Annotated in this window: 13 protein-coding genes (1 of these 13 running past the window's edge); 6 read left to right on the top strand and 7 right to left on the bottom strand. The window is 65.3% G+C overall.

All coding sequences use genetic code 11. The features are described 5' to 3' along the window. On the bottom strand, positions 1-1,708 hold the 5' portion of the coding sequence (acs, locus tag NUX07_RS00535) for an acetate--CoA ligase (RefSeq protein ID WP_265528065.1). Its footprint begins 215 nt before the window's first position; 1,708 of the gene's 1,923 nt are visible here — the first part of the coding sequence; the start codon lies at positions 1,706-1,708; its stop codon lies off the left edge, out of view. Between the two features lie 59 nt (positions 1,709-1,767). Between acs and NUX07_RS00530 the strand changes: the two genes are divergently transcribed. Beyond that, on the top strand, positions 1,768-2,184 hold the full coding sequence (locus tag NUX07_RS00530; RefSeq protein ID WP_265528064.1) for a VOC family protein: 417 nt from the start codon (positions 1,768-1,770) through the stop codon (positions 2,182-2,184). Positions 2,185-2,321: 137 nt separating this feature from the next. Next, positions 2,322-4,526, top strand: a complete 2,205-nt coding sequence (gene katG, locus NUX07_RS00525; protein ID WP_265528063.1) for a catalase/peroxidase HPI — start codon at positions 2,322-2,324, stop codon at positions 4,524-4,526. Positions 4,527-4,582: 56 nt separating this feature from the next. On the opposite strand, the gene NUX07_RS00520 is transcribed toward katG, so the two are convergent. After that, complete coding sequence (locus NUX07_RS00520) at positions 4,583-5,572, bottom strand: 2-dehydropantoate 2-reductase (protein WP_265528062.1); 990 nt, start codon at positions 5,570-5,572, stop codon at positions 4,583-4,585. A gap of 121 nt (positions 5,573-5,693) precedes the next feature. Here NUX07_RS00520 and NUX07_RS00515 point away from each other — a divergent pair, with 121 nt between their 5' ends. Further along, entirely contained in the window at positions 5,694-7,244 is a 1,551-nt protein-coding gene (locus NUX07_RS00515) for an alanine/glycine:cation symporter family protein (RefSeq protein WP_265528061.1), read from the top strand. Between the two features lie 21 nt (positions 7,245-7,265). Here NUX07_RS00515 and NUX07_RS00510 read toward each other — a convergent pair whose 3' ends face one another. Then, positions 7,266-8,156 (bottom strand): arginase family protein, encoded by an 891-nt coding sequence (locus NUX07_RS00510; RefSeq protein WP_265528060.1) that lies wholly within the window; start codon positions 8,154-8,156, stop codon positions 7,266-7,268. A 39-nt stretch (positions 8,157-8,195) separates the two neighbouring features. Between NUX07_RS00510 and hutI the strand changes: the two genes are divergently transcribed. The 3 genes from hutI to hutH are packed head-to-tail and all read left to right on the top strand — an operon-like array spanning position 8,196 to position 12,562. Further along, the gene (gene hutI / locus NUX07_RS00505) at positions 8,196-9,401 is read left to right on the top strand and encodes an imidazolonepropionase (RefSeq protein WP_265528059.1); all 1,206 of its coding nucleotides are present in this window, start codon (positions 8,196-8,198) and stop codon (positions 9,399-9,401) included. Positions 9,402-9,410: 9 nt separating this feature from the next. Then, positions 9,411-11,078: a urocanate hydratase gene (gene hutU / locus NUX07_RS00500; RefSeq protein WP_265528058.1), complete on the top strand. Its 1,668-nt coding sequence runs from the start codon at positions 9,411-9,413 to the stop codon at positions 11,076-11,078. Further along, a complete protein-coding gene (hutH, locus tag NUX07_RS00495; RefSeq protein WP_265528057.1) occupies positions 11,075-12,562 on the top strand; it encodes a histidine ammonia-lyase in 1,488 nt (495 codons plus the stop codon). The genes hutU and hutH overlap by 4 nt, the downstream gene beginning before the upstream one ends. Here the strand turns inward: hutH and NUX07_RS00490 are convergent. The 4 genes from NUX07_RS00490 to NUX07_RS00475 all read right to left on the bottom strand — a co-directional run bounded on the left by NUX07_RS00490 (position 12,559) and on the right by NUX07_RS00475 (position 19,151). After that, positions 12,559-16,017, bottom strand: a complete 3,459-nt coding sequence (locus NUX07_RS00490; protein ID WP_265528056.1) for an error-prone DNA polymerase — start codon at positions 16,015-16,017, stop codon at positions 12,559-12,561. The genes hutH and NUX07_RS00490 overlap by 4 nt on opposite strands. Further along, positions 16,017-17,621: a DUF6504 family protein gene (locus NUX07_RS00485; protein WP_265528055.1), complete on the bottom strand. Its 1,605-nt coding sequence runs from the start codon at positions 17,619-17,621 to the stop codon at positions 16,017-16,019. Before NUX07_RS00485 ends, NUX07_RS00490 begins: the two co-directional genes overlap by 1 nt. Continuing rightward, positions 17,524-18,276: an ImuA family protein gene (locus tag NUX07_RS00480; protein WP_265528054.1), complete on the bottom strand. Its 753-nt coding sequence runs from the start codon at positions 18,274-18,276 to the stop codon at positions 17,524-17,526. Before NUX07_RS00480 ends, NUX07_RS00485 begins: the two co-directional genes overlap by 98 nt. Before the next feature lie 71 nt (positions 18,277-18,347). After that, positions 18,348-19,151, bottom strand: coding sequence for an esterase/lipase family protein (locus NUX07_RS00475; protein WP_265528053.1), 804 nt, complete (start codon positions 19,149-19,151; stop codon positions 18,348-18,350). Positions 19,152-19,205 lie beyond the last annotated feature (54 nt).

The following is a 19,205-nucleotide window of genomic DNA, read 5'->3' as shown; positions in this document are numbered from 1 at the left end:
CGGTCTCGAGCTCGGCGCTGGGCTCGACACCCGCATTCGTCGTCACATAACAATAAATGCCCTGCCCCTTGATGTCGTGCGGATAGCCCACCACCGCGGCTTCGGCGACATCGTGGTGCAGCACCAGCGCGCTTTCGACCTCGGCGGTGCCCATACGGTGCCCCGAGACATTGATGACGTCGTCGACGCGCCCGGTAATCCAGTAATAGCCATCGTCGTCACGGCGGCAGCCGTCGCCGGTGAAATACTTGCCCTTGTAGGTCGAGAAATAGGTCTGCACGAAGCGATCATGGTCGCGGTAGACGGTGCGCGCCTGGCCGGGCCAGCTATGCGTGATGCACAGATTGCCCTCGGCCGCGCCGTCCAAGACTTTGCCGCCATTATCGACCAGCTGGGGCCGGATGCCGAACATGGGTTTGCCAGCGCTTCCCGGCTTCATTTCGTGCGCATAGGGCAGCGTGGTGATCATGATCCCGCCCGTTTCGGTCTGCCACCAGGTATCCATGACCGGGCAACGGCTGTTGCCCACGACCTCGTAATACCAGCGCCAGGCTTCGGGATTGATCGGCTCGCCAACGCTGCCGAGCAGCCGCAAGGAAGAGCGATCGCGCTTGGTGACATGCTCGTCGCCCTCGCGCATCAACGCCCGGATTGCTGTCGGTGCGGTGTAGAAAATCGTCACGCCATGCTTGTCGACGACATCCCAGAAGCGGCCATGATCGGGCCAGTTGGGCACGCCTTCGAACATCACCATCGTCGCGCCATTGAGCAGCGGACCGTAGACGATATAGCTGTGCCCGGTGATCCAGCCGATATCGGCGGTGCACCAGAAGATGTCGCTGGGCTGGTAGTCGAACACGTATTGGAAGGTGGCCGCCGCCCAGACGCCATAACCGCCGGTGGTGTGGACAACCCCTTTTGGCTTGCCGGTCGAGCCCGACGTGTAGAGCGCAAATAGCGGATCCTCGGCTGCCATTGGTTGGCACGGGCACTCGTCATCGCATTGTAGGTCATGCAGCCAGTGATCGCGGCCCTCATGCCAATCGATATCGTCGCCGGTATGCCTCAGTACGAGAACGGCATCGACTTCGACGCCGTCGCGTTCGAGCGCTGCGTCGACATTGGCCTTGAGCGCGATTGGCTTGCCACCGCGCCGCCCGCCGTCTGCGGTGATGACGAACCGGCTTTCACAGTCGACTATCCGGCCCGCCAGGGCTTCGGGCGAAAACCCGCCAAAGACGACCGAGTGGATGGCACCGATGCGCGCGCAGGCGAGCATGGCAAACGCGCCTTCTGGCACCATCGGCATGTAGAGCGTGACGCGGTCGCCCTTCTTGACGCCCCCGGCTTTCAACGCATTGGCCATGCGCACGACTTCGGTCTTCAACTCGGCGTAGGTGAAGCGGCGCGTTTCGTCGTCGGGATCGTCGGGTTCGAACAGGATGGCAGTGCGATCGGGCGTCGCTGCTGCATGGCGATCGACCGCATTGTGGCACAGGTTGAGAACGCCGTCTTCGTACCATTTAATATCGACCGGATCGTAGGACCAGTTGCCCGCCTTTGTTGGCATCCTGTCCCAATCGAGCCGCGCCGACTGTTGCATCCAGAATGCATCGGCATGCTCTACCGACTGTCGATAGAGCGACTGGTAGCGCTCCGCGTCCGCTGTCGGAACATGGTCGGGGTCAGGCGGTGTGATGCGGTCCATGACGACTCTCCTTGGCGCCACCATTGCCAGCGATGCGGCATCGCGCAATAGCTGGAGACATGAACCCGTTCCATCTCGCCTTCCCCGTTCACGACCTCGCGGCGGCGCGTTCTTTCTACGGCGACGTGTTGGGCTGCGCAGAGGGACGATCGAGCGAAACCTGGGTCGATTTCAATCTCGCCGGGCACCAGATCGTCGCGCATCTCGATCCGAACATGGCTGCGAACGGCGCCACCAACGCCGTCGATGGAGACGCGGTACCGATCTTCCATTTCGGCATGATCCTCGATCTCGAAGGCTTCGACGCGCTTGCGACTCGGCTCAAGCAGAAGGGCGCGACATTCATCATCGAGCCGCGCACGCGCTTCGCCGGCGAGGCGGGCGAGCAGCGGACCATGTTCGTGCGTGACCCGTCGGGCAACGCGCTCGAGTTCAAGGCGTTCGCTGACAAAGGGCAAATTTTCGCCAAAGATTAATCGCCTGCGTCACTTTTAAGACGCCCTGTGATTGACCCTGACGATCAATCATATCGCCGCAATCAATTGGACTTGGTCCCGGTCGGCGGGCATGCCGCACTCGAAAATCCATTTTCTCAAAACAGGAAGGTTCCCCCATGGACAAGAAAACCGGCGAAGACTTTAGCGGCTGCCCGGTCACCGGCGGCGGCATGCGCTCGCTGCTCGGCCGCACCAATCGCGATTGGTGGCCGGACTCGCTCGATCTCGAGATCCTCACGCAGCACGGCAAGACGGTCGATCCGCGGGGCGAGGACTTCGATTATCAGGCTGCCTTCAACACGATCGACTACAAGGCGCTCAAACAGGACCTCACCGACCTGATGACCGACAGCCAGCCATGGTGGCCGGCGGACTATGGTCACTACGGCCCCTTCTTCATCCGCATGGCGTGGCACGCCGCCGGTACCTATCGCACGGGCGATGGCCGCGGCGGCGCATCGAGCGGCCAGCAGCGTTTTGCTCCGCTTAATTCTTGGCCGGATAACGGCAACCTCGACAAGGCGCGCCGCCTGCTGTGGCCGATCAAGAAAAAGTACGGCAACCAGATCAGCTGGGCCGACCTGTTCATCCTGACCGGTAACGTCGCCATTGAATCGATGGGCGGCCCGGTGTTCGGCTTCGGCGGCGGTCGCAGCGACGTGTTCGAGCCCGAAACCGTCTATTGGGGCACCGAAGAGCAGTGGGTCGACGAAGGCGTACCGACGCGTATCAATCCCGATGAGGGCAAGGCGCTCGAAACCCCGCTCGCGGCGATCCAGATGGGTCTCATCTACGTCAATCCCGAAGGCCCGGGCGGCAATCCGCACGACGATGAAGGCATGGCGCGCGATATGCGCGAAACCTTCGCGCGCATGGCGATGAACGATGAAGAGACCGTCGCGCTGACGGCCGGCGGTCACGCCTTCGGCAAGGCGCACGGCGCCAAGCCGTCGGACACGTTCGGCCGTGCACCCGAAGGCGAAAACCTCCACACGATGGGCTTTGGCTGGCTGACCGATCCCGAAGAGATCGGCAAGGGCCACATCACTACCTCTGGCATCGAGGGCGCGTGGACGCCCAATCCGACGCAATGGGGCAACGACTATTTCCGCCTGCTCTTCAAATATGATTACGAGCTGGTGCAGTCGCCCGCGGGTGCCAACCAATGGCAGCCGATCGATCCGGACCCCGAAGACATGGCGCCCGACGCGCGCGATCCGTCGAAAAAGGTCCCGACGATGATGACCACGGCCGACATGGCATTGAAGCGCGATCCCGAATATCGCAAGATTTCGGAGCGTTTCCGCGACGACCAGGCTGCGCTCGACGATGCTTTCGCGCGCGCATGGTTCAAGCTGTGCCACCGCGACATGGGCCCCAAGGTCCGCTACCTCGGGCCGGAAGTCCCCGAAGAAGACCTGATCTGGCAGGATCCGGTGCCGGCGGGCACGACGCCTTCCGACAGCGCGGTTGCCGACTTCAAGTCGAAGGTCTTGGATAGCGGCCTGACCGTGTCCGAACTGGTGAAAGCCGCCTGGGCTTCGGCCTCGACCTATCGCAACTCGGACCACCGCGGGGGCGCCAACGGCGCGCGCGTTGCGCTCGAGCCGCAGAAGGGCTGGGCGGTCAACGATCCCGAAGAGCTCTCCAAGGTGCTCAGCAAGCTCGACGAGCTGCGCGGCGATCTGTCGCTGGCCGATGCCATCGTGCTCGGCGGTGCGGCGGCGATCGAAAAGGCAGCCAAGGATGGCGGGTTCGACATTTCGGTCGATGTCACCACCGGTCGCGGCGACACGACGCAGGACCTGACCGATGCCGAAAGCTTCGAACCGCTCGAACCGTTGGCCGACGGTTTCCGCAACTATCTGAAGGGCAAGGCCAGCGTGAAGACCGAGGATCTCCTCGTCGATCGCGCGCACCTGCTCGGCCTCTCGGTGCCCGAAATGACGGTGCTGCTCGGCGGGATGCGCGTGCTTGGCGCCAATACCGGCAATACCAAGCATGGCGTGCTGACCGACAAGCCCGGTACGCTGTCGAACGACTTCTTCGTGAACCTGCTCGAAATGGGCACGGTCTGGGAAGTGGTCGATGAAAGCGGCGACGAGGAATTCATCGGCAAGTGCCGCCTCAAGGGTGACGAGAAGTGGCGCGCGACGCGCACCGATCTTGTCTTCGGGTCGAATTCGCAGCTTCGCGCGGTCGCCGAAGTCTATGCCGAGGACGGGCACGAGGAAAAGTTCGTGAAGGACTTCGTCGCTGCCTGGACCAAGGTGATGGACGCCGATCGCTTCGACATCAACTACAAGAAGTACCACGCCTAATTTTGCCCCCAGCTAGCGTGCCGGGGAAAGGGCCGTCCTTCGGGGCGGCCCTTTTTCTATGCGCGCAATTCCTCCGGGGTGAACGTGCGCGGGCCATGGGCTTCGACGTGCCGCACCGCCTCGCGCACCGACCGGTTGAGCGGCACCGCGATACCATGCTTGTCGGCCAAGGCGATGATGGCGCCCTGCAGCGCTTCGACTTCGGTCTTGCGCCCGCGATCGAAATCTTCCGCCATCGAGGAGCGTGCCTCGGGATCGATCCTGAAGGTCTGGCGCGCCACCAGCTTGAACAAAGCTGTGGGTAGGCGCAGCAGCAGCGGCATCCATTTGGACGGGATTGGCGTAGCGGCCTCGGGATCGATGCCCTCGGCGCGCAGGACGGCGATACCTTCCTCGATCTGGTCGGCCATCAGGCGGCGCCAGTCCCGCTGTTCCAGCTGGGTCTTGAGCGGGATGCCCGACAGCGCGTTCAAGGCGTTGTTCAAGTTGATAAGCAGCTTGCCGTACTGGACCGGCTTGAGGTCGGCGCGCTCGTCCAGCGTCAGTGCAGCACTCTCGAACAGGTCGCGCAGCGATGGATCGCCGCGCTCCGCCATGAGCGGGCCCGATGTGGCGCGGTGGAAACGACCGTCCGGCGTCTGCACCGCATTGAAGCCGACCATGCCGGCGCGCACGTCGTGATGCGGCAGGGCCGCGCGCAGCACCTCGGCGTTGGTCACGCCGTTCTGCAGGCTGACAACGATGCTGTCCTCGGGCGCATGGTCGGCGATGATTTTCCCCATCTCGGCCGTCGCGCCGCTTTTGACAGTGACGAAAATGACCTCGGCGCGCGTCAGGCAGGCGGGATCGACATGCATCGGTGCCTGTTGCGGCGTCAGGTGCGCATCGAGGCCGTCATTGTCGCTGACATGCAGCCCCTCGCGCGAAATGCGCTGCGCCAATGCGCCGCGCCCAAGCAGCGCGACATCCCGCCCGGCCAGGGCCAGGACCCCGCCGACAAAGCAGCCAATGCTGCCCGCGCCCGCCATCACGATCCGTTGCGTCATGCAGGTGACAGTGACAGCGCGAAACGCGGCTGTCAGCCCTTTGGTCGCTTGCCATCGGCCGCAGCGCCGCTATCGTCCGTCACCAATCTGACCAAATCGAGTGCCGGGGAGGCCCATACACATGGCTGCAAGCAATGAAGTCGCGCTGATCGATCGCGTCACGAACATTTCCGACTTTATCTGGGGTGGCACCTGGGAGGGCGAGCAAATCCTTCCGCTGCCACCGATGGTACTGGTGCTGTTCGGCATCGGCCTGTGGATCATGGTGGGCCTCAAGTTCTACCCGCTGCGCCAGCTGGGCAGTGCCTTCAAGGGCCTGTTTGCGGGTCGCAAAAGCGCTGGCGAAGGTGAAATTTCGCCTTTCGCTGCGCTTTCGACCGCGCTGTCCGGGCAGGTCGGCACGGGTAACCTTGCCGGTGTCGCGACCGCCATCACGCTTGGCGGGCCGGGCGCAATCTTCTGGATGTGGATCACGGCAATCATCGGCATGGCGCTCGCTTTTGCCGAAGGCAGCCTTGCCATCCGCTACCGCGAAAAGGCCGCCAGCGGCGTCTATCGCGGCGGTCCGATGACCTACATCATGATGGGACTGGGCAAGAAATGGACCTGGCTCGCCATCCTTTTCTGCCTCGGCACCCTGTTTAGCGCGGTGGTCACGGGCAACTCGATCCAGGCCAACTCGATCGCCGACAGCTTCGGCGAACTGTTCGGCCTGGAAGAATGGCTTTCGGGCCTGATCGTGGCAATCGCGGTCTTCATCGTCATTGTCGGGGGCATCAAGTCGATCGGTTCGGTGGCCGAACGGGTCGTGCCGTTCATGGCGGCGGCCTATCTCCTGATGGCGCTGATCGCGCTGATTCTCAACGCAGGCGATCTTCCGGAAACCTTCGGGCTGATCTTCTACGGCGCGTTCAATCCGCAAGCCGCCAGCGGCGGCTTCCTTGGCGCAATGATCATCATCGCGATCCGTGCCGGTGCGGCGCGCGGCCTCTTCTCGAACGAGGCCGGCCAGGGGTCGACCCCGATTGCGCACGCGGTCGCGCAGACCAACGATCCCGAGCAGCAGGGCCGCATGGCGATGCTCGGTACCTTTATCGATACGATCGTGATCTGCACCATGACCGCGCTGGTCATCCTGACCGTGCGCGGCAATTTCGAATTCGAAGGCCAGGCGGTTGCGCATGCGTGGCAGTCGGGCCTCAACGGTTTTGAAATGACCTCGGGCGCTTATGGCGCGGCCTTCCCGATGCTGCTGTTCGGCATCCCGCTCGGCACGCTGGTCGCGTCAGTGGCGCTGATCCTGTTCGTCTTCACCACGCTGCTGACGTGGAGCTATTACGGCGAACGCGCGATCACCTTCATCTATGACCGCACCCCGGGCGCCAGCGTGGCGGGCGAGAAGGTGCTGCATCTTATCTGGCGCCTGCTCTGGTGCGTCGTGATCTTTGTCGGCGCGAGCCAGGATCTCGAGCTCGTCTGGCGCATGGGTGACATCTCCAACGCCGCGATGGCGCTGCCCAACCTGCTGGCGCTCGCGTTGCTGTCAGGCGTGGTCTTCAAGCTCGCCAAGGGTGAGCGCGATGCCGGTCCGACGCATGAGCTGAAAAAGATCAAGAAGGCCGGCGATGATGGCGAGGCGTTTGACGCGCCGCCGCCGGGAGTCGGCCACTAGGACCGCGCGCTTGATTGTTGGCTAGGTGCTGGCCTGGCGTTCTTCGAACCCGGCCAGCACCTCGGCCAGCCAGCGTCCTGCCACCAGTGCCGACGTGTCGCTCGGGTCCAGCGGCGGATCCCATTCGGTAAGATCGATCAGCTTCACCTTGAGGTGCGCGGCCAGCATTCGCGCCGCCTTGAAGAAGTCGCGTGCCTGCATGCCGGGGACGCGGGCCCCCGGCGCGGCGGCGAATTGAGAGCGATCGATCACGTCGATATCGCAATCGAGCATGATTGCTTCGCAATGCCCGACATGCTTGAGCGCCGAAGCGACAGCGGCTTCTATTCCAACCTTCTCGACCTGGCCCAGCGTGATGACCTGGTTGCCGGCTTCCAGCGCGTCGCGGTGCATCGCTTCGCTATTGGCGAAGGGGGCGAGACCGATCTGCGCGATATTTGCCCCGGGCAGTCCATCTTCGATCAGCGCGCGGACAGGGTTGCCGTTGCCAAGCCCGGCATCGAGGTCGCGCATATCGAAATGCGCATCGAGCGTGATCAGGCCGACCTTCGCAAGCGGCAGTCCAAGCGCGTGCAGCCCCGGCCGCGTGACCGCATTATTGCCGCCGATCAGCAGGGTAAGTTGGTGGCGCGCAACCGCTGCCGCAGTGGCTTCGCGAATGGGTTCGGTCGCCGCTTCAATTGTCGCACCTGCGATTGGCACGTTGCCATGATCGCAGATCGGGCTGTCGATTTCTCGGCCGGTTTCGATGTCATAGCGGCCGATCCGCCGCATTACGGCGCGCAGCGCATCGGGCGCCAGATCGCAGTGTCCTTCGGTCACCGAACCGCGGCTGAGCGGCGCGCCGACCAGCCCGATCGGCGTCTCATGGTCGCTATCCAGCAGCAAGTCGGCGAGATTTGGCCATCCCATGCTTGACGGATAGCAGGATGGAAGCGCATCGCCACCCTTATGTGGGATCGGCTTCTGACAGATTGCAGCGTGGCGACGATGGTGCCGAGCGGGGACGATCCGCTCGGTATCATCCGCAACGCGGCCATTGGCATCGTCGACGGCAAGATTGTGCGCATCGGTCCGCGCACCGAACTTGCGGGCATGCGGGCGCGGCAGACAACGGCGCTCGACGGGGCGCTCGTCACGCCAGCGCTGATCGATTGCCATACGCACCTCGTGTTCGGGGGCAACCGCGCGGACGAGCATGCGATGCGCCGCGCGGGCGCGACCTATCAGGAGATTGCCGAGGCGGGCGGCGGCATCCTGTCGAGCGTCAAGGCGACGCGCGCGGCGAGCGAGGCGCAGTTGCTAGCCTCTGCCAAACGGCGGCTGGAGGCCTTGGCCAGAAGTGGGGCCAGTGTTGTCGAGGTAAAATCGGGATACGGCCTCGATACCGAGACCGAATTGAAAATGCTGCGCGTGGCCAAGGCGCTCGACGGTCATGCTGGCGTCAAAATCGTGCCGACGCTGCTCGCGCTTCACGCCATGCCGCCCGATCAGGACCGCAAGCATTATGTCGAGATGGTCATGAAACAGACCATCCCCGCGGTTGCCGAAGAAGGACTGGCGACGAGCGTCGATGCCTATTGCGACGACATCGCCTTCACCCCTGCCGAGGTGGAGGCCGTGTTCACGGCGGCGGCGGCGCATGGCCTTCCCGTTCGGCTGCACGCCGAGCAGTTGTCCAACCAGAAGGGCGCGGCGCTTGCGGCGCGCTACAAAGCGCTCTCCGCCGATCATCTCGAACATCTCGATGCCGAAGGCGCGCGGGCAATGGGCAAGGCAGGGACGATTGCGGTGCTGCTGCCTGCCGCCTTCTATTGCCTGCGCGATGAAAAGGTCCCGCCGGTCGACCTTATGCGCAAGCACGGCGTGGCAATGGCGGTGGCGACCGATTGCAATCCCGGCACCTCGCCGACCCTGTCGTTGCCGCTGGTGATGAACATGGCGACGACGCTGTTCGGATTGACGCCCGAAGAAGCCATCATGGGCACCACGCTCCATGCCGCGCGTGCCTTGGGGCTGGCGCATGAACGCGGAACCGTTGCTGCCGGAAAAGTTGCCGATCTTTGCGTTTGGCAGGTGGAGAGCATCGCCGAACTTGGCTACTGGATCGGCCTGCCCGGCCCCGATCGCAGAATCGTGGCCGGCGAAGACCGATAAGGGGGAATGATGAGCGAACGGCGCGACAATAGTCGCCACATCAAGGCGCGCACGGGTGCCGAGAAGGTGGCCAAGCATTGGACCACCGAAGCCGCGGTGCGCATGCTGCAGAACAATCTCGATGACGAGGTCGCCGAAGATCCGCAGGCGCTGGTCGTTTATGGCGGCATCGGGCGCGCCGCGCGCAACTGGGCCTGCTACGACAAGATCGTCGAAACGCTCGAGCGGCTTGAAGAAAACGAAACGCTGCTCGTCCAGTCGGGCAAGCCGGTAGGCGTCTTTCCCACGCACAAGGATGCGCCTCGTGTTCTGATCGCCAATTCCAACATCGTTCCCAAGTGGGCGAATTGGGAACATTTCAACGAACTCGATGCCAAGGGCCTCATGATGTACGGCCAGATGACCGCGGGCAGCTGGATCTATATCGGCAGCCAGGGTATCGTGCAGGGTACGTATGAAACGTTCGTCGAGATGGGCCGCCAGCATTATGACGGAGATCTTTCGGGCAAGTGGATCCTAACCGCAGGCCTTGGCGGCATGGGCGGCGCGCAGCCGCTCGCCGCGGTCATGGCAGGCGCGCACTGCATCGCGATCGAATGCCAAGAAAGCCGGATCGAGAAGCGGCTGGAAACGCGCTATCTCGATCACCGCGCCGACAGCATCGAAGAAGCGCTCGAGATCATCGGCAAGGCCGACGCGCCGGTCAGCGTGGGTGTGCTCGGCAACGCTGCCGAGATCCTGCCGCAGATGGTGAAGGACGGCATTCGGCCTCACGCGGTGACCGACCAGACCAGCGCGCACGATCCTGCCAACGGCTATTGTCCGGGAGGCTGGAGCGTCGCCGAATGGATGCGCGCGCGGGAACAGGAGCCGGAAAGGCTCGCCAAGGCGGCGCGGACAAGCATGGCGGCGCACGTCAAAGCGATGCTCGCCTTCAAGGACATGGATATTCCGACGTTCGATTATGGGAATAACATCCGCCAGGAAGCCTTCGACGAGGGCGTGGCCCACGCGTTCGATTTCCCGGGCTTCGTCCCCGCTTATGTGCGCCCTCTATTCTGCCGCGGCATCGGTCCGTTTCGCTGGGCTGCGCTGTCGGGCGACCCCGAAGACATCTACAAGACCGACCAGAAGGTGAAGGAACTGATCCCCGACGATCCGCACCTCCACCGCTGGCTCGACATGGCGCGCGAACGCATCGCTTTCCAGGGACTTCCCGCGCGCATTTGCTGGGTGGGGCTGGGCCAGCGTCACCGGCTTGGCCTGGCCTTCAACGAAATGGTCGCAAGCGGCGAACTGAAAGCGCCGGTGGTCATCGGGCGCGACCATCTTGATTCGGGCTCGGTCGCATCGCCCAACCGGGAGACCGAGGCGATGCTCGACGGGTCCGACACGGTCAGCGACTGGCCGCTCCTCAATGCGCTGCTCAACACCGCTGGCGGGGCGACATGGGTTTCGCTGCATCATGGCGGCGGCGTTGGCATGGGCTATTCGCAGCATTCGGGCGTCGTGATCGTTGCCGACGGCACCGAGGACGCGGCGCGGCGGCTGGAACGGGTGTTGTGGAACGATCCCGGCACGGGCGTGATGCGTCACGCCGACGCCGGTTATGAAAGCGCCATCGATTGCGCCCGCGAACAGGGGATCGACATGCCGATGCTGGAGAATGGTCGATGAAACTCGATCCGATCGCCATCAGCCTCGACCAGCTGCGCACGGTCTGGGAAGGCGCCAACTGTTCGCTCGACGAAGCGTCGCAGGCGCGCATCGCCAAGGGCGCCGACATCGTCACCCGCATCGTCGAAGGCGGGGAGACTGTGTACGGCGTCAACACCGGTTTCGGGCTTCTGGCGTCCGAACGCATCCCCGCCGAGCGGCTGGCGGAATTGCAGCGCAACCTTATCCTGTCGCACAGCTGCGGGCTCGGCCAGCCGCTGCCGCGCCACGTCGTGCGGTTGATGATCGTGCTGAAGCTATTGGGGCTTGGCCGTGGGCATTCGGGCGTCCGCCCGCTGGTCACCGATGCGCTGCAGGCGCTGCTCGATCACGATGCGATGCCGGTGGTGCCCAGCCAGGGCAGCGTCGGGGCCTCGGGCGACCTTGCCCCGCTGGCGCACATGACCGCGACCTTGCTTGGCGAGGGGTGGATCGACCTTAAAGGGGAAACGCTCAGGGCCAGCGAAGCGCTCCAGAAGATCGGGCTCGATCCGATCGAGCTCGGGCCCAAGGAAGGGCTGGCGCTCATCAATGGCACGCAGGCGTCGACCGCGATTGCGCTCGACGCGCTGTTCGTTGCGGGCCGCATCTTCGATGCCGCGGTGGCGGCGGGCGCCTTGTCGGTCGATGCGCTCAAGGGGAGCACCAAGCCCTTCGACCCGCGCATCTCCGAGCTACGCGGCCAGCCCGGCCAGATCAGGGTCGCGGCGGCGCTTCGCGACTGGCTCGACGGCAGCGAGATCGTCGACAGCCATCATCGCTGCGGCAAGGTGCAGGACCCTTACAGCTTCCGCTGCCAACCACAGGTGATGGGCGCGGCGCTCGACCTGCTCGGCAGCGCGGCGGCGACGCTCGAGATCGAAGCCGGCGCGGTGACCGACAACCCGATCCTGTTCGAGGAAGGCCCCGAAGCGATTTCGGGCGGCAATTTCCATGCCCAGCCGGTGGCTTTTGCGGCCGACATAATCGCGATGGCGCTGTGCGAGGTGGCGAGCATCTCCGAGCGCCGCACCAGCGTGCTCGTCGATCCCAAGATGAGCGGGCTCCCGGCCTTCCTGATCGAGGATGGCGGGGTCAATTCGGGGCTGATGATCCCGCAGGTCACCAGCGCCGCGCTGGTCAGCGAGAACAAGACGCTGGCGCATCCCGCCAGCATCGACAGCATCCCGACGTCCGCCGGGCAGGAAGACCATGTATCGATGGCCCCCATCGCGGCGCGCAAGGCAAGGGCAATCGCGCAGAACACCGCGGGCGTGATTGCGGTGGAGCTGATCGCAGCGGCACAAGGCGTCGATTATCACGCCCCGCTCAAGACTTCGCCCAAACTGCAGCAGCTTCACGCGCGCATCCGCGAGAAAAGCGCTTACCTTGAAAGCGATCGCTATTGGGCCGACGAAATGGCCGCGCTGCAGGATGCCGTCGTCGCGGGGACGCTCACGGCCTAGTGGAAGTCACGGCTTTTGGGGATGCAGGTAACGTTGCGCGGATGAATGCCGGTGGTGCGCGCTGCGGCTTCGGGCATCCGGCCTCCGCTGCCACCGGCCGCTTCGTCACCGCGCGCTCCGGAGGGTGCCCATGCGCCGCCCCCGTCGCCGCGCCCCTGGGTGGCGGGCATCAGGTCTTCCGACAGTTCGGTGAGGCGGTGCGTATCGTCCTGCAGGCGCGCGGCGATGACGTGGACGACCGCGTCATCATGCTGGACGATGCCCGTGACGGTGAGCAGCCGCGCCCCCATCACCACCTTGCGATATTTGTCGAACGCGTCGGGCCAGACGACGAGGTTGGCGACGCCGGTTTCGTCCTCGATGGTGATGAAGCAGACACCCTTGGCGCTGCCCGGGCGCTGGCGGATCAGCACGAGACCCGAGATGGTCACGCGCCGCCCGTAGCGCATCGAGCGTAGTTCGGACGCGGTGACCTGGCCGCGCGCCCGGCACTCGGTCCGCAGAAACTGCATCGGGTGGGCTTTGAGGCTGAGCCGCGTGGTCTGGTAGTCGGTCACCACCTGTTCGGACAGGCGCATAGTGGGCAGGCGCACCTGCGTCACCTCCCAGCCTTCATCGCGCGCATCGGCAAAGGCAAAGAGCGGCAGGTCGGGCGCCTGTTTCAATGCCTTGGCGTCCCATAGCGCCTGGCGGCGGTCGAGCTTGATCGAGCGGAAGGCGTCGGCTTCGGCCAGCTTGGTGATCGCGCTCACGCTGGCGCCCGCGCGCTGGCGAACTTCCTCGACGCTTTCATAAGGGCACTGCGCACGCGCCGCGACGATCCGCGTTGCCGCGTCGAGCCTGAGCCCGTCGATCAGTCGCATGCCGAGCCGGAGCGCCACGCGCGGGGAAGGCGGCGGCAGGCTGTCGGGGGCCCATTGCTGCCCGGGCAAGGCGGTCGATCCCCAACTGCGTCGCTGCGGCTGGGGCGCGCGATCATCCTCGATCACCTCCAGCGTGCAGTCCCATTCGGAATGGTTCACGTCCACCGGGCGCACTTCGACGCCATGCTCCTTGGCATCACGCACGATCTGGGCGGGCGCGTAGAAACCCATCGGCTGCGAGTTCAAAAGAGCGGCGGCAAAGGCGGCGGGGTAGCGCCATTTTAGCCAGCTGCTCACGTAGACGAGGTGCGCAAAGCTCGCGGCGTGGCTTTCGGGGAAACCATATTCGCCGAAGCCGCGGATCTGGTGGAAGCAGCGCTCGGCAAAGTCGGCATCGTAGCCGCGTTCGACCATTCGCCCGACCATCTTGTCCTGCAACAGGTCGATGGTGCCGCGCGAACGGAAGGTCGCCATCGCTTTCCTGAGCTGGTTGGCCTCGGCACTCGAAAACTTGGCGGCATCCAGCGCGATCTTCATCGCCTGCTCCTGGAAAACCGGGACGCCGAGGGTGCGTGCAAGGATGCTCTCGAGCTCGTCGGCGGGGCCGTAGCGCGGATCGGGGCAGGGAAAGACCACCGATTCCTTGCCCTGCCGGCGCTTGAGGAAGGGGTGCACCATGTCGCCATGGATCGGGCCGGGGCGCACGATCGCGACCTCGATGACGAGATCGTAAAATTCGCGCGGGCGCAGGCGCGGGAGCATGTTCATCTGCGCGCGGCTCTCGATCTGGAAGACGCCCAAGCTGTCGCCCTCGCACAGCATGTCGTAGACGCCGGGTTCCTCCTGCGGAATGGTGGCGAGCGTCCATTTTTCGCCCTGGTGCTGCTCGATCAGGTCGAACGCCTTGCGGCAGCAGGTCAGCATCCCCAGCGCGAGCACGTCGATCTTGAGAATGCCGAGATCTTCGATGTCGTCCTTGTCCCATTCGATGAAGGTGCGATCCGCCATCGCGCCATTGCCGATGGGGACGGTTTCGGTGAGCGGGCGCTGGGTGAGGATGAACCCGCCCACGTGCTGCGACAAATGCCGCGGCATACCGATCAATTGTTCGGCCAGCAGCACCACGCGCTTCAAATGCGGGTCGGCCAGGTCGAGCCCGGCCTCGGCGACGCGCTCGTCGCGCATCTCGCTTTCCATCGATCCCCAGAAAGTCGACGCGATGGCCGCGCACACGTCTTCGGAAAGCCCCATCACCTTGCCGACCTCGCGGATCGCCATGCGCGGGCGGTAGTGGATCACGGTTGCGGCGATGCCGGCGCGCGCGCGGCCATATTTGGCATAGATGTGCTGGATCACCTCCTCGCGCCGCTCATGTTCGAAATCGACGTCGATATCGGGCGGCTCCTTGCGCTCTTCGCTGATGAAGCGCTCGAACAGGAGGTTGGTGGTCGACGGATCGACCGCGGTAACGCCGAGGCAATAGCAGACCGCGCTGTTGGCCGCGCTGCCGCGTCCCTGGCACAGGATCGGCGGATCGAGGCTGCGCGCAAAGGCGACGATGTCGTGGACGGTGAGGAAATAGCGCGCAAAGTCTAGGCGCTCGATCAGCGCGAGTTCCTTGTTCAGCTGGGCGCGCACCTTGGTAGGGATACCGCGCGGATAGCGCCGGTCCGCCCCTTCCCAGGTAAGCGCGACCAGATGTTCCTGCGGGGTGCGCCCGTGGGGGCAGGTTTCCTCAGGGTACTCGTAGCGCAGCTCGTCGAGGCTGAAGTCAATGGCATCGGCAAAGTCGCGGGTGGCGCGGATCGCGTGCGGCCAGCGGTCGAACAGCGCGATTATGTCTTCGGGGCTCTTGAGGTGGCGTTCGGCGTTGGCGTGGAGGTGCCAGCCCGCATCCGCCAGCTTCACCTTTTCGCGAATGCAGGTGATGACGTCCTGCAAGGGGCGCTTTTCGGGCGCGTGATAATGCACGTCGTTGGTGGCGAGAATGGAAAGGCGATGCGCGCGGGCGAGGCGGTCGAGCCGCTCGATCCGGGCGCGGTCGTCACCGCGATAGAGATAGGCAGCGCCGATATGCTGCATTTGCGGGAGCATCTTCGAGAGCGTGGGCAGCTGGTCCGCGAACGCGTCGAGATCGTCGCCGGGCATGGCGATGAAGGCGATGTCCTGCGCCTGCGCGGCGATTTCCATCAGCTTCAAGTCGCATTCGCCCTTCTCGCAGCGCATCTTGCCCATGCTGAGCAGGCTGGAAAGGCGGCCATAGCCTTCGCGGTTCAAGGGGTAGGCGAGGAGCTGCGGCGCATCGACGGGGCATAGGCGACAGCCGATCAGCGGGCGCATCCCGGCGGCCTTCGCGGCGCTATGGATGCGCACCACGCCGGCCAGCGTATCGCGGTCGGCAACCCCGATGGCGTCCATGCCCTTTTCCAGCGCGGTAAGGACAAGCTCGATCGCATCCGATGCGCCGCGCAGGAAGGAAAAAGGCGTGGTGATGCCCAGCTCGACATAGGGCGCGCGCCCCGGCTGGGGCGGCGCGGCGCCATCATCGAGCAGCAGCCTTTTGCGGGCGAAAGAGGGTGTCTTGTCGGGCATCAGGCGAACAGCCCATGGATGTACCAGGCAGGATCGCCGCCGCGCCCGTCACCGTGCAGACCTTCGCGGAAAATCCAGTAGCGGCGGCCCGCCTGGTCCTCGACGCGGTAATAATCGCGCAGGCGCGCCGGGCGAAATTCGCGCCACCATTCAGGCGCAATCCGTTCGGGCCCCTCGACCTTCCTGATGTCGTGGACTGCGCGGCGCCAGACGAAGCGGCGCGGCACGCCTTCGGGGGTGGCGTAGAGGACGCCGATCGCCTCGGGCCGGTCGAGCAGCCGCTGCGGACGCGGCGCCTGCACGGGCGCCTTTTCTTCGCTGGCCCCGTCAGCGAGCGCGGGGCGCCAGCCAGCGCTGCGTTCGGGCAGGTGGCTGGCGGCGCGATGCGGGCGAGTGACGACATCATCCCCCAGCTTGGCAGTGATGCGATCGACCAGCCGGCCGACCTCGACCGCTTGCGGCACCTTGCCATCGAGCGCGTCCTGCGCCGCATCCAGTCGTTCGGTCCAGGGCGCGACCAGCGCGACTGCATCGACCCCGAAACCCGGGTCGAGCGCCTCCGCCTTTTCGCCGAGGAGGCGGTTCAGGTGGGGGATCTCGCGCGTGGGGAAGGCGGTGGCGGCCTCGATGCGGTGGATCGATCCGTCGACGCGGTAGGCAATCAGCGCCAGGCGCCGCGCGCCAAGCCGGCGATCCTCCAGTTCGCGCGCCAGTTCGGGGACGAGGCGGCGGAGCGCTTGGGGGCCAGCGGCGGGATCGGTCACCGGTTCCTTGAAGCGCGCCAGCGCGCGGGGCGGGCGGTCGCCCCTGGTCGGGGTCAGCGGCTCGCTCGCCTTGCCCAGCGCCTTGTCGAGCGCATCGAGGGGGTTGTCCTTGTCGCGAAAGCGGCGCGCGAGGCTGCGCCGCTCGATCCCGGCCAGCGTTCCGATCGTCTTGAGCCCGAGGCGTTGCAGCGTGCGCACGACTTCAGGGCCGATGCGCAGCGCTTCGATAGGAAGCGGGGCGAGCGCGCGGGCGATCTCGCCCTGCACGGCGCGGCGGCGGCCGGTCGGGCCGAGCAGGCGCGGATGTGGGGGAGAGGAGTGTGTCGAATAGCTCCTCTCCCCGACCCCATCGGGGCCATATCGTGCCAGCGCCCAGGCGGCCCCGGGCGTAGGCGCCATGGCGGCGCGCGCGGTAAGCCCGAGACCGGCGAATTTGGTTTCGATCTCCAGCAGCATCCTTGCCTCGCCGCCAAACAGGTGCGCAGCGCCCGTGGCATCGAAGCGCAGGCCGTCCGCGCCATCGACTTCGACCAGCGGCGACCAGCGCCCGGCCCAGCGTCCCAGCCGCTCGACCAGTCCCCGGTCGCCGGCTAGGTCGGCCGGGATGGCGATCAGCGACGGCACGACGGCGCGGGCGTCGGTAAGCCGCTGGCCAGCGCGCGCGCCCGCTTGGGCGGCGGCGCGGGTGACGGCGTGGATGAGAAGGCCGTGCGATCCCTCGCGGGTCAGCACGATCGGGGCATCAGCCGGATGCGACGCGCCATCCAGCTTTTGCCAGCGCTCCACCGACAGTCGGGGCAGCCAGATCGAGACGAGCCGAGGGTCCGCGCGCCGGGTCATCGACCAACCTCCATTGCCCCGGAGGATGGCCACGCGCGCGAAACAGCTCGGCGTTCCACACGGGCGTTCCCGGTGCCTTTGCATCGAGCGGATTGGCGAGGCTGGGCGCACTTTCCAGCCGCCAGCGGAAGCGCGCGCCCGACAGGTTGGCGTCGCCCGCGCCCACGCGTACCAGCCAGCAGGGCACTCCGCTCTTTTCGGCAGCAAAGGCCAGCCGCCGCGTCGCGGTGAAGTCGAGCGCACAAGGTTCGGCCCACAGTTCGCCGATCACGGCGCCTAACGCGTCGCATCGCAGCCCCTCCTCCATCGCCCACAGCGCGGACTTGGCATCGCGCGCGCTGACATGGACGAGGTCGAGGCCCGGCAATCCCGGCGCGTGGACACGCCCGGCTTCGATGATCGCCATGCGTTCCTGCACCCACAGGACGGGCCCGCTGCCAAGCTGCGCGGTGAGAAAACCCGCCCAGCCGGCATCGCGCGGGTGGTTGGAAAAGACCTCGCACAGCGTGGGTTTCGACGGCGCAGGCAGCCGCCAGCGCTCACCGCCCGGCTCGTCCGGGGGCGTAGATTGAGGCCGTACGGATCCGCCTGCCGCAGCGCCCACCGACGCCAAGGCAGCGCGGCCGCCGGCGATGAAGGAGACAGCTTCAGCCACACGACTCGCACCATTTATGTTCTGGTTTTGTTCTTTTCTCTCGACTCGATGGTCGGAGTCAAGCGGGCGAATCAGCGGCCGCGGATTCGATCGCGTTTGCGCCACATCCCTTTGGTCGGGGGCGCGCCTTCATGTTCGTGGAGGAAATCGTGCATGTGGCGCATGATCTGCGACAATGCGGGGCGCCAGATGGCAAAGCCCATATGGTGCGTATCGATCTCGATGGCGCAGTCGCAATGGTTCTCTTCCCCGCGCGCGGCATGGGGCGCGACGATGCCGTCCTTGCGCGACCAGAAGGCCATGGTGGGCACGGGGGGCTTGTGCTCGAACCGCTCGAACGGCGGCTCGTTCACGTCGTGGCCCGCCACCCGTTCATAGAGCCAGCGGACGTTGTTGTTGGTCTTCAGATCGCCGCAAAAGGGCGAGGCGAGCGTCGCCACCGCGCGGACCTTGTCGGGATAGCGGTGCGCCAGTTCGCGGGCGTAGAGGCCGCCCAGGCTCCAGCCGACGACCATCACCTTGTTGCCGCCGCCGATCATATCGAGCCGCGCTTCGAGTTCTTCCAGCAAGCCCGCGCGCGCGCCCTTGTTCATACCAAGACCCCAAGGATGCACCCGCCAGCCATGACGCGCCAGCGCGCGGCGCAACTGCTGGGTCGACCGATCGGTCGACATGAAACCCGGAAGGACGATCGCGGGCGGACCGCTTTTGCGGCCCTTGGGCTCGACCTTTTCCCAATGCGTGAGGTTGCGCGGCAACTGCCAGAAGAATTCGCGTGTGCGATGCCACCCCGACGGCGCGATGGTGTCGGGGTCGATTGCCGGCGGCGGCACCGTGGCCGTCGCGCCAACAGACTTGTTACGCGACCAGAACATAATGCCAACATGGGGCCAACCTGCGGCAACATCAAGGCAAACCGCGGAAAAGTG

It is taken from the genome of Sphingomicrobium marinum, from assembly GCF_026157105.1.
Classification (GTDB): domain Bacteria; phylum Pseudomonadota; class Alphaproteobacteria; order Sphingomonadales; family Sphingomonadaceae; genus Sphingomicrobium; species Sphingomicrobium marinum.
Note: the sequence above shows the minus strand (reverse complement) of the source record. Positions and strands in the feature narration are given on the sequence as shown.